Origin of the sequence: Halobellus sp. LT62 (assembly GCF_037031285.1) — an archaeon.
Lineage (GTDB): Archaea > Halobacteriota > Halobacteria > Halobacteriales > Haloferacaceae > Haloquadratum > Haloquadratum salinisoli.
On sequence record NZ_JAYEZO010000001.1, the window covers coordinates 1,031,210 to 1,043,082 of the forward strand.

The 11,873-nt window shown below is 49.7% G+C and carries 10 protein-coding genes and 1 pseudogene; 6 read left to right on the top strand and 5 right to left on the bottom strand.

Features of this window, described 5'->3' with window-relative positions:
* Positions 1–781: 781 nt before the first annotated feature.
* Positions 782–985: pseudogene (locus U5919_RS15875) on the top strand (3'-5' exonuclease); the annotation flags it as partial.
* Here the strand turns inward: U5919_RS15875 and U5919_RS05155 are convergent.
* Positions 916–1,095 carry a hypothetical protein gene (locus tag U5919_RS05155; RefSeq protein WP_336022629.1) on the bottom strand — a complete coding sequence of 60 codons (180 nt, stop codon included), beginning with the start codon at positions 1,093–1,095 and terminating at the stop codon, positions 916–918. The pseudogene U5919_RS15875 and the gene U5919_RS05155 overlap by 70 nt on opposite strands.
* Positions 1,096–1,167: 72 nt before the next feature.
* Here U5919_RS05155 and U5919_RS05160 point away from each other — a divergent pair, with 72 nt between their 5' ends.
* Positions 1,168–1,569 (top strand): hypothetical protein, encoded by a 402-nt coding sequence (locus U5919_RS05160; RefSeq protein WP_425604196.1) that lies wholly within the window; start codon positions 1,168–1,170, stop codon positions 1,567–1,569.
* A 226-nt stretch (positions 1,570–1,795) separates the two neighbouring features.
* On the opposite strand, the gene U5919_RS05165 is transcribed toward U5919_RS05160, so the two are convergent.
* The 3 genes from U5919_RS05165 to U5919_RS05175 form a co-directional block, all read right to left on the bottom strand.
* Complete coding sequence (locus U5919_RS05165) at positions 1,796–2,443, bottom strand: hypothetical protein (protein WP_336022630.1); 648 nt, start codon at positions 2,441–2,443, stop codon at positions 1,796–1,798.
* 213 nt (positions 2,444–2,656) lie between these two features.
* Entirely contained in the window at positions 2,657–3,160 is a 504-nt protein-coding gene (locus U5919_RS05170) for a VOC family protein (RefSeq protein ID WP_336022632.1), read from the bottom strand.
* Between the two features lie 666 nt (positions 3,161–3,826).
* Positions 3,827–5,191 (bottom strand): hypothetical protein, encoded by a 1,365-nt coding sequence (locus U5919_RS05175; RefSeq protein ID WP_336022633.1) that lies wholly within the window; start codon positions 5,189–5,191, stop codon positions 3,827–3,829.
* Between the two features lie 281 nt (positions 5,192–5,472).
* Between U5919_RS05175 and U5919_RS05180 the strand changes: the two genes are divergently transcribed.
* The 3 genes from U5919_RS05180 (at position 5,473) to U5919_RS05190 (ending at position 9,567) form a co-directional block, all read left to right on the top strand.
* Positions 5,473–6,504 (top strand): ABC transporter substrate-binding protein, encoded by a 1,032-nt coding sequence (locus U5919_RS05180; protein ID WP_336022635.1) that lies wholly within the window; start codon positions 5,473–5,475, stop codon positions 6,502–6,504.
* Positions 6,505–6,661: 157 nt separating this feature from the next.
* Positions 6,662–8,362 (top strand): thiamine pyrophosphate-binding protein, encoded by a 1,701-nt coding sequence (locus U5919_RS05185; RefSeq protein WP_336022636.1) that lies wholly within the window; start codon positions 6,662–6,664, stop codon positions 8,360–8,362.
* A gap of 428 nt (positions 8,363–8,790) precedes the next feature.
* Entirely contained in the window at positions 8,791–9,567 is a 777-nt protein-coding gene (locus tag U5919_RS05190; RefSeq protein WP_336022638.1) for an IclR family transcriptional regulator, read from the top strand.
* A gap of 148 nt (positions 9,568–9,715) precedes the next feature.
* On the opposite strand, the gene U5919_RS05195 is transcribed toward U5919_RS05190, so the two are convergent.
* Positions 9,716–10,699 (bottom strand): malate dehydrogenase, encoded by a 984-nt coding sequence (locus U5919_RS05195; RefSeq protein WP_336022639.1) that lies wholly within the window; start codon positions 10,697–10,699, stop codon positions 9,716–9,718.
* Between the two features lie 149 nt (positions 10,700–10,848).
* Between U5919_RS05195 and U5919_RS05200 the strand changes: the two genes are divergently transcribed.
* Positions 10,849–11,871 carry a Bug family tripartite tricarboxylate transporter substrate binding protein gene (locus tag U5919_RS05200; protein WP_336022640.1) on the top strand — a complete coding sequence of 341 codons (1,023 nt, stop codon included), beginning with the start codon at positions 10,849–10,851 and terminating at the stop codon, positions 11,869–11,871.
* The last annotated feature ends 2 nt before the right edge of the window (positions 11,872–11,873 follow it).

Below are 11,873 nucleotides of genomic sequence, written 5' to 3' on the forward strand. Positions count from 1 at the left end.
AGGATGTGTTGAAATCCTCTTCTTCGGACATATTCTTCTCCAAAACAGCTATTCGCTGAAGATTATGCACTCGCAGTATGTCACTGAACTCACCGAATGCATCGAGATCCTGCAGGCTGCCGGTGACTTGGAAGTCGCTGATATCGGTCGAATGACGGCTTGTTGCACCGTCCGCGGATGTTGAGGACGCGATTGCGGCCTTGTTTGATCATCACGAGCGTCAATGGCGCACACGAACTGGATCGATGATGCCCGGCGGGGAGGATTTCAACTAACCGCCTGTCTTGATTACGTGTCTCGATCTAGGTTTCAGTAACTGGTTACTGGTTACGTAATCAGTAATTGATCACTGATGAGCAGAGAGGGCAAGTTGGTTTCTCGTAATATGATTCGGTCACGGATGTGCGAGTTTCCAGAGCCCCATTGGACGACACCAAGAACGGAAGATACACCGGGAGGAGTACCCACGGGACGGACGGGCCGAGCGGCGTGGCGACCACGAGGACGCTACCGACGGCGATGAGGGCGACCGACCCGACCGCAGCGCCAACGAACCGCCGGTTGAGCGGTGAGAGGTCGGTCGACTGGAGCGGGATGTCGATGACGATTCCTGCGCGGATGGTCGGGGCCTGTGGCCTCGTTGTCAAAGAGACCGAAGATGTGACGGCGGCAGAGTCGCACTTAGCGGTTGAGGGCCCGATGGCGCTGCTGCAACTCGATGAATCGGAGCGGACCTCACTGTGCAACTCCCCGAGCCCCCGGAGGATGTCCCTGAACCCGAGGCGTCCGGATTATGACGATCCATTCCGCGAAGGGACTCGAGTTCCCGATCGTCACCGTCCCCGATCTCGGGAGTGACTTCAACTTCGGTCGTTCCGTCGACGACCATAGCTACGTTCGACTCGTGAATGGAACTTATGACGCGCCGCCGGTGCCGGCGGTCGGTGGGCCAAATCCGAGCGATGTGTTCTCGATCGAGAAGACGCCGACCACGTCCGGGATCTCTATGAGGCCGCCGAATCGGACACCGAACGCTTCCTGCTGCTCGCGCTCGGGGCGTGGGGGCTTCGCCGCAGCGAGGTCGCTGCGTTGCACGTCTCACAGTTTATCCCAAACGCCGACCCACCCCAGATTGAATTCGAAGAGCGAAAGAATGGCCCCTCCAGCGTGCAGCTGCTGTTCGGCATCGATCTCTACCTGAATCGTATTGAGGAACTCGACACCGATGATTGGAACGGCTATTTGTTCCCCTCCCCGGCCGCCGAGAGTGGGCATATCACGCCGGGGACGGTGAACAATCGGTTTCGGTCGCTCGTCGAGCGTGCCGGGGTCACAATCGAAGGAGAGGAGCCGACCCCGCACGCCTGTCGGAGCTTCTGGTATCGAGTCAACCAGGGCGCGATCGCTGACCTCCAAGAGAGCGTCGACGTTGTCGCCGAGGAACAAGGGAGTGCCTCCTCACAGGTCGTCAGCGAGAACTACCTCGGTGAGGAACAGGCGCGTCGGGCACGCCGCGAGCATATGCGAGCGCGTCTGTCTGAAGCCTTCTCAGTGGTCAACTCGGTGTAAGTATCACACTACAGAGTCAGATCGAGTGATGGGATCTCATAAAAGGTTGTCACGGAGTCTATTTCACGATCTCATAGCTGAATCAGCCACACGAATCTGCTTGCGAACTTACCAGCGGGTCCTATGAATTCTGGTTCTACAACTACTTAACCACCTTAAAAAGGCATACCCTCAAACTTCTCTTCAACTGCGCAATATCTAATTAATACGCTTCGTCATAAGCCTATTAGATGGAATCCTTGACAATAGGTGGGGTAGGTCCACTTGAATTTTCAGGGTAGTATTCTTCACAGATATCTGTCACTTCTTCTTGTGATGGGATTTGGTTATCATCTATTTTGACAACATCATATGGTTCAAGTATGTAGACTAGTTCGCCGATGAGTTTTGCATCTTCATCATATGGCCAGAAGTCAGCGTACAGAGCGTTCATCCGATATATTGCATCTGGGTCATCGATTTCAGCATCCTTGAGATAGAAACTGTCAGACAGTCCGGAAGATCTCAATTCTTCTCCACTCTGGTACATAACTACCGAAAGAAATTCGGCTAGCCCCCATTCATTGACAAATGTTTGATGATAATCGTCGGCAATAAGGAAGAAGTTTAACTCCTCTGCCTCTTCATAAAATGCTTTAACTCCCTCTGCACTGTCGATGACGATAGTTTCCTCAGGCCCATTTCGGACTTCGTAATGTGGATCGTCAACGATTAATTCACGTGTGAAGATTTCCTCCCACTCCCCACCTTGTTCCAGAGCGACATGGTGCAGGTAATTCCAGAGGATTGCACTACGGTGTGGATTCTCTTCTTCCTGTGCTCTGTTTTCTACGTTCTCCATCCATCTCTCAAGACGCTCTAAATCTTGCTTCATATTGCTCCAGTGTCATAGAATGTGCCAATTAATAATAAATGTTTGGATAATGACAAGGCGTGTTTAGTTAAGTAGTAGAATAATATGCCATCCAGAGTCTCTGTACGGTGGATAATGCCAAGTTAGATGAGTTTGTAGCCTAAGTTAGTAACTCAATCAACGCAGACTCGCACTCAAAGTAGATTGAGGGTATCCCGTTTGCATATCCACCTATTAGTCGAGATTATAGACACGGTCTGGTTCGTCATTGGCGACATCTACGATCTCTAAGATCGTGCCATTCATTACGTCACGTGTATCTAAGTACCAAAATTCTCCATCACCAAATTCCGCCTGTTGAAGAAGTGGAACTCCGGCGTTCTTGTATTCGTTGACAGCATTATGCGGGTCATCAAATGAGAAACATACAATATGGTGAAGTCCTTCGCCATAGGTTTTGAGATGATTAGTATAGGCGCTTTCCCCCTCTAATGGTTCGACCAATTCGATTTGAAAAGAACCAATGTTGGCCAGTCCTGCACGAAATGTGTAGTCTACCTCTTCTCCTTGATACGTTGTGTTCTTTAGTTTTGGTGGCTCAAATCGGAAAACAACCCAAGAGTCTAATCCGAGGATCGCACTAAAGCGGTCCATTCCGTCGTCAAGATCCTTTACAACAATTCCAACCTGATCGACACTGGGTATGCTTATATCCTCAGATTTGTAACCGGATTCCATAACCGTCGATCGTGTCTAAAACAGATAATTCTTTCGGCAAAGCAATAGACCGTAAAGAGGTACCCGAGACAGGCGATGCTCTCGTTGATACGATGTTCGGTGTGGACTTCACAAAGGGATCCTCAGGGCCTCAGAACGGGATCTCGCTACCGATCAGCTCGCAAGACAAGAAACGAGTAGAGCCGACCTCATCCACACAAAAACGGCGAATATAAGACACTATGCCTGTATGAATTTATATAACGGTTGTTAGGTTTCTTTGAAGCCAATACTGAATATGTGGAGGCAGACGCGGAACACCCCTCCCATACGTTTTATTCAATCGCAACCCCCCAACATTCTTTAAACTCCCTTGCAAATAGTAGTTGAGCAGGTCTACGATTGGCATCATTAACTAACTCTACGACCTGCTCATTTCTAAAAATGTGTAACTAGATAGTGCGTGGTTGAGTCTGTTATCAGTAACGGGGCTAGTATGGAGTCTCGAAAAGCATCATCGTTTGTTGAATGACGCTTCATTACCCCTGACCACAAATACTCTACCTAGCTGCCCAGTTAGACCTTCTCCTTAACGATTGGTCGAGTATGGCTAACCGATTTTGAGGATAGTATTCTTCGAGATGACAATGAATTCCTCTTGTGGGGGGGACGTCGTCTTTGTGTATCTTAATTTCGATCCTTGTGTAGTGGGGAAGGAGCGACTGTTGCAGTAATTTCTGTTTCAGTGTGCCGTTCGATACTCGAATTCGACGATTTCTGATCTCCCCAGACCATCGTTAGTTCAGTCTCTGGCTCAGCGAATTTCCTATCGATAACAGCTAAGGACAACATTGTCCGTTCGTTATAATTGTAACTCGGGACTTTCGAGATACCCACAATTTCTCCGTCCTTCAGTACCTTATCGTTATGGTTGTAGTCCCACTGATAATATGTGTCAGGGATATCGATGAACTTGCTAGTTTCTCCCTCGTGGAATAGTGACGCGTAGACGTCGATTACGTCTTGGTCGTCCCAGATGAGGGTAACCCGCTTCCGCCGCGGATTATCTACAATCTCGCGAAGGGATTCCTTTCCGACAAAGTCGTGGTCAAAGTCGATCAGATGTTCGTAACCCATCTCAACAGGGTCGAGGTAATAATCTGTGATATCGTCGGAGTGGTAGCTTCCGCCGATAGGAAGGTATCCCTCAGGACTGTGGATGTCTAGCCATTCACGGTACTCTTCCAACTCTTCGTTATCGTAGATCGCCGGCAAGAGAGTCCCGAACCACCCAATTTCAGTAGTAGTAGTCTTGTAGGACTTCGTACCAAGCTGTCTGATCCCGCGGTCCTTCCCCACTTCAAGTATTCGGTCTCTGATTTCGTCGTGATAATCGTATGGACCAGCGATTTCGACTCCGAAGGATCCGGCCATTCCGTGTCCCAAAGCGTACAACTCCCGATCGTCGATGGTGAGTTCTTTGATTTCGAACAGAGAAATCTCCGGGACACCCCCGTCAATCACATCGTCCATCACCGCCTTCGCATTTGGGCCTTGTACTTGGAATCGGAACTCTCTCGGGTCGTCTGCCGAGCCTGGATTGTTGCCTACCTCTATAGATACATCGTATTCTCCGGTCTCGATATGGTATTCGAGCCAGTGTTGCAGCATTGCTGTACTTGTAGTCACGTACTCATCTTCGTCTAAATAATAGAGTGCTCCGTCGCTGATCACGTAGCCATCGGGATTACAGCAAACGAGCTGTTTAGCCTGAGGGGGTTCCTGAGTTCTGAAATTCTCGAAGCTATTTACGCCCAGATCAGAGAAGAGATCAATTGCGTCTGGACCTTCGATGTACAGATTATTCATATGATACGACATATTTCTGAATGCGCACCCTTCCCGCCAGGACCGTTGTTCCTCGATCCAGTTTGTGTATTCGTCGGGTTGGGTCCAAATCGTCCTAGAAGGCATATCTAGGTCTCGGAACCATTCGACGATGTTTTCTTGCTGTGCTAGAAGTTCCTCTAGGCTTGCCGGTGAGGAAGACATTTGTGCTCTCCCTTGATCGGTCTCTGTAGATAACTATAAAATTATTGGAGATCGGCTTCGATGAGCAGCACATACGGTATTACCTCCTATCGACGGTAACACAGATCGTTTCTCAAGCCTCGGTATGATCGCTTCACTATCGGTTTCCGATCAGAAATGACGTCGACGCCCTACGTGGAGTCTAAGATTGGGTAGTTTAGGTGGCCCGTGGAGAATAGCTGCCGAGAACTTGTATCTGAAATTTCAAAATGTTTATAAACTTTTGGAGGATCGTTTCTATGATGTCATTCGAAAGGTCCCAGCGTCGTTCATTCCTGAAACGAAGCGCAGCTATCGGTACCGTCGGTCTCTCCGGCCTCGCTGGTTGTTCGAGTATTTCCAGCGTCACTGGTGGAGGAACACCAGAACTCGGACTGGCATTCACAGTCCCTATCGAGAATATCGCCTCACTGTTTGCGATTCCAGAAATCCAAGATCAACTCTCGAATCTTGGCTCCGAGTACGAACTCAACGTTACACGCGATCAGAGCACGCCGGACTCCCTGAACAAGATGGCCGCGGGTGACGCCGATATGGCGCTGCTCTCAACAGTGAGTTTCGCTTCAGCGGTTTTACGAGAAGCCGTTCCCGGCAACATCAAGATGATTGCAGTTGACGTTTGGGACGCTCACCCCGAATGGTTCGGTATCTCTGTGTTCTCCGGCCCTGACTCGGGCATCACTAATCCTGAGGACCTTCAGGGCAAAACCCTCGGCGTCAATGCCAAGGGCACTGGCGTGCACGCAATCTATGCGAAGCAATTCCAGCAGATTGGGCTGAATCTAGAAAATGACGCAGAAATCGTCGAACTGCCATTCCCAACGTTCGTCTCCGCCGTCAAGGAGGGACGCATCGACGCTGGTATCTTCCCCGCCCTCTTCTCCCTCCAAGCTCGTTCAGAAGGGTTCAACAATGTGTTCACTAGCCATGATACGTGGGACGAAGAGTACCCATTTGCATACGTGGTAGCCTCCAACAACGCTATCGACGAGAAGAGCGACGCCATCAGCGCTTGGGGTGAGGACTTCAGAGAGATGGTCAACTACTGCTACGACAACCGCGACGAAGTCGTCTCCCTCGCCGCCGAGCACTTCGAGCTGCCAGAACCACTCGTCGACGGATTCTTCCTCACGGAGAACGACTACTATCGGTCTCTCCCAATCGGGATGGATCGGCTCCAATATTCGATGGACGAGATGGTGGATCTCGGATTCGTCGAAGAAAGCTTCGACGTCACGGAGTACGCTACCAACGAATTCGTCCCTTCGAACTGAACACTTCGTCTATCACCTGATTCGCTAGAACAAACACGAGTGCGTTGGCAACACCAACGCCTTACAGTTACTTTTCTTGGCGTCGTAACTTCCACAAATCCCTAACGTTAACACTGATTATGACGTACTCCCAGTATGCACGGAGCCTAACCGTCTAATGACTGGAAATCAAATTTTACTCGAGATACTAGAAGCCGAAGACGTCACGACTGCGTTTTCGCTCCTTTCTGAAGAGCTTATGGGGATTACTATGGCAGCTGAGGAGGAACATAGTAACATAGAAATTGTTCAGACCCGGCACGAACAGTCTGCCGTCGCAATGGCCGACGGCTATGCCCGGGTAAGCGATGAAATCGGTGTGGCGGTAATCGGTCGCGGCCCGGCCATCGCTCAGACGGGCACCGCACTTACTACAGCATACAATCACGGGTCAAATATTCTCGTTATCATTGCAACGCGCCCTCGTCACTCCTTCAATGACGAACTAAACAAGGGATTCCGTCAAGAGTCCTTCATCGATTCCCTTGTCGATGAGTTCTACACAGTCTGGGACGAGGAAACATTTGTTCCATCGTTTGCCGATGCATTCAGAAAACTTCACGCTGACTCTGGACCAGTTGTCGTCCAAATTCCGTGGGATATTTTAGACGCTGAACTCGGCGACAAAGGAGAATGGCGTGAAACATCGATTGGGTCGCCGCGCCCCGATCGCTCCACCGCTTCTCTCCGCCCTAATGAGGACGACGTCGTGGAGGCGGCCACGATGTACGAAACGTGTTCACTATCGAATCCACCAGTAATCTTGGCAGGAGCGGGAGCCGTCAAAGACGATGCCGGTGACGCAATAGAATCCCTTGCAAAGCGGTTGAACGCAGTTATCGTCACAACGATGCAGGCACGGTCATTCCTCGCTGACCACCCCTATATGGCGGGGTTCGTTGGGGGATTAGGCGATCCCAACGCGAACGCTTACCTCAAACAAAGTGAGTTCGTACTCGCTCTCGGTGCAAGTCTGAATAATCATACGACCCAGCATGGAGAACTTCTAGCGGAGGGCATCACAATCCAATCTGATATTGAACCGGCTCACTTAGATCGGTATAGTTCAGTCGATCTCAGCATTGTTGGCGGGGCTACGGCTATGGCAGAGGCATTAGACAATGAACTCGACCAGCGTGGGATCAACGAGCAAGATTGGTTCTGGACTGATACATTGGTCGAACAGTTGAACGAATCTCCACAGGTAGATACACGCGAATTTTCGCCCAAGGCAGATTGTGTTGACCCTCGCGCGCTTGTGTCCGAACTAGACAGTCTTCTTCCGGACGAACGCATTGTGGTAACGGATTCGGGGCAGCTCACCACTTGGGTGATTAATGAGATCAGCATCACACAGACTGACGATTTTATCTGGCCAATGGACTTCGGATCGATCGGTCTTGGACAGCCCATTGCCCTCGGTGCAGCTCATTACGACTTTGAAAAGCCAGTTATTGTTTTCTGTGGCGATGGCGGCTTTCAGATGTCTCTTCAAGAGTTGAATACGGCTGTTCGTTCTGAACTCCCTCTCATAATTGTCGTAATCAACGATGGCGCCCTCGGAGCTGAGTACCAGCGAATGCGAAATCACGAGGGGTCGGCTGCTCCTGCTCTCATCGATACTCCTGATTTCGAAACTATTGCTGAAGGATTCGGGGCACGTGCACATACAATTCGCTCTCTGGATGATCTTGGGACTGTTGCAGAGGATGTTTCAGTTACGCCGTTTGGGCCGATTGTCCTCGATTGCAAAGTCGATCAGAGAATTCAGATCCCGAAGTTCGACCCGGACTATGAATCAGAAAGCGGGGTGGAATAGGAAATAAGTGCGGTATTTCTTGGAAGAGGTTCACGGCAATCTTGGTGCAGTATAGCGGGTGACTACGCAAGTGTGGATAGAGAAGCGTCGATAAACCTGATTCGGAGGTTATAATGTGGCCGTGCTACCTTTGCGACTTTGATGTCGAGATATTATAGCTTGTAAACGTAAGAATAGATTCGTTCGACTATTCCGACTAGCCTAAAACAGCCTTCCTTACTTAAAATTCTCTCAAATGCCACCAATAAGATTACAATACTACGTTTGTAAAGAAGGTCCAATTGTTGTGGTCTTTCCTTATGATTGCGTGTGCGGGATATCCAGACAGACATCTTGCAGGGAAGTACAAAGGAAGAAGCGGTTCCAACTTTCATTGCTTGTTCGGAATGACCGCACGATTTATGTTAGAAGCTACCCAAAGAGAATCTATGTCCGAACCACGTGTCCCTCTCAAAACAGTCAAGCGGGCATTCGATATCATTGAGCTTCTGAAATCGATGGATAGTGCAGGGCCTACCGAAATTTCTGAACGAATGGATCTTCCGAAGAGCACTGTTTACGAGTCTCTGTGTACATTAGAGTCAAGGGGATACTTAATCAAGGAAGACGGGAAGTATAAAATTTCGTATAAATTTTTGACTATTGGAGGCCATCGGTTACTCAGGAACCTCCCATTCCAAGTTGCTAAGCCTGAACTAAGCAGGTTAGCAAAGGAGACAGGGGAGCTCGTTAATTTCCACATCGAAGAACGTGGTCAATCGATTATCATTCATCAAGTAGCGGGAGAGAACTCATTAGGTATTGTTGTCCACCCGGGGATGGAGGGACCGCTTCATACTCAAGCCGCCGGGAAAGTACTACTAACCCACCTTCCCCGAGATTATTCGCAAAAAACCCTTAACAGCGAGTTGGAAAAAAGAACTGAGAAAACGATCACGGACAAAGAACAGCTACAAGGCGAGTTGGAGCAGATTCGCGAGCAAGGATACGCCATAGATTGGGATGAACAATTGATCGGGATGGGAGTCGCATCCGTCCCGGTTTTTACCCAAGATGATCTTATTGGCGCTCTTGCTATCGTATGTGAAACGAATAAGCTAAAGGATCAGGAGTTCCAGAAAGAAATAGTGTCAAAACTACAAGAAGCGTCTAATACAATCTCGCTGAATGTCCAATACGGGACGGATCGTGCACTGTCCAGATAAGCGATATTTGAGACGCTGAGAATTTTCATTGAGGTGGCTAGATCATTGAGGAACTTCCTAGAACGAACGTGAACGACTCAAACGAACATCCACGGACAAAGGAGATCCTTTCCCTCTCGGAATTCAATTCTCTATCCGTTTCTGCCCTCTAGCTATTCTGCTGTAATTCTTCAATGGCATCAAGTACTTCTGTGTGTGCAGCCGATAATTCCTCCATCTCTTCAGAGGAGATTTCCCACTCGATTATCTCCTCGACGCCGCTGTTAGTTAGCGTGAACGGAACACTTAGACATCCATTTGAAAATCCGTATTCGCCGGAAAGCGGAGTCGAAAGGCAGAGCGGTCGATCGTTTTCTTCTTCGAACATCGCCCTTAGTATCCGTAGAATTCCAGCGCTGGTCACCCAACGAGACGAATCTTGAACCCCTCGTTTATCGGCGATATCGAATGGAATGTCCAAGACGTACTCACGAATCTCTGCTTTCTCTGAGTCCGTTAATTCAACTGGTTCTCCGTCAATCGTTGCTTTCGAAAAGACTAGAACGACATTTTCGCCGTGCTCACCCATTGTCGGGCAGTATACACGGTTTGGATGAACGTCTTTCACTTGTGCGATAGCGTCAGCGGCTCGGGCAGATTCCGAGAGAGCATATCCGATGAAATACTCCCTCGACCAGCCTAGTTTAGACCAAAGGTAGTTGGTCACACCATCAATTGGATTCGTGACCACGATCGACGGTAATGGTCCGAAATCCGCTAGCTGGCTAGAAATACTATCACAGACGGTTCTGACTTTATCCAGATCTTTGACACGGTCTCCCCTCCCTGCAGAGTCTTTCGGCTGTGGAATGCCGGCGGCGACGATGGCGATATCGGGATCAAGGTCTGCTGTCGCATCAGTATGGATGCCTCGAATAGTTCCAAGTGTTGGTTTCTCTCCGGATCTGTTTGGGGCGAATTTCGGCGCATCGGAGTGATGAAAGTTTCCGTGGGTCACATCTTTCGCGTGCCCCCACGCTGCGTCTTCGTTGATGTCGATCAACGTGATGTCGATGCTTGGATCGTACGCAGTTATCGCATTAGCCGTGGTTGAACCAATAGTGCTAGCACCACCGATGATAGCAATATGCATACTACAAAAATACTGTAATGGAGTAAACTTATATGTGTGGGTTAGTGGCATTTCACCGAAGTTTCCAATAGTCTTGAAGGACGGTCAAATGTCATCAAATAATAGATAACCTTTATTTATTAGTTGAATCTGTGTGAGTATGGGTACCGATGACTAACGAGTTCACAGCGAACACAACCAGACGTAGAAACTTCATTCGAACACTCGGGGCCACCGGGCTCGTAGGAATAGGTACATCTCTCAGTGGGTGTCTTGGAGGGGGCGACGGCGAATATCCCTCCGAAGAAATCAGAGCGCTTGTTACAGCGCCCCAAGGGGGTGGCAGTGACACCTATACGCGTCAGATCTGGAACCAGATTAGCGACGAGTACGACGTTCAAGTTGCCGTCGAAAACGTCACCGCCGCAGCCGGGGTTCAGGCGAAACAACAGGTGTATAGCGCTGATCCAGACGGCTACCACGTCGTCATTTATAACTCGCCTTTTGGGATTCAAAACGTCTTTCAGGATCATGGATTCTCAATGGACGAGTTCCGGTTCCCAGCTGCGTTCACCGAGAGTGTCTGGGTGCTGTGCGTCGATCCCGATCTCGAAATAGAAAATTTCGACGATTTCGTCGAACGCTACCGGAACGGCGATCTCGAAAACGCGGCTGCGCAGAATCCGGGTCAACAGAATCATCTCATCTGGGAAGTGATGAAAGAGGACTCCGAATACGACGTCCCGTGGGAGCAGTATATTGCGTACGACGGATCCGGCCCAATCCTACAAGCGATCGTTTCGGGAGAAGTGCCTGCGGGTATCGTCACAGAGACGGCGGCCGAGTCCGTCGTTAGCTCAGGCGACGTCGATGTCCTCGTCTCGTTCGGTAGTTCCGGAAGCTCCGTTTTCCCAGATATTGATTCTGTGACGGATATTGGCTATCCCAACATTGACCACGTGGGTGCGTTCTGGCGGGGCTTTGCCACGACTCCTGACGTTCCGGATGACGTCCTCGAAAAACAGGCAGAAATGATCGAATCTGTCGTAACGGGCGAGGAACTTCAATCGTGGTCTGAAGAAACCGGAAACCCGCTTGGATTCCTCTCTGGACCAGAAGAAACGTACAATCGAGTAGAAGAGGAACTCCAACAATTCGAAGAACAGATCGATCCTGACTGGTTTATGGACTAAGT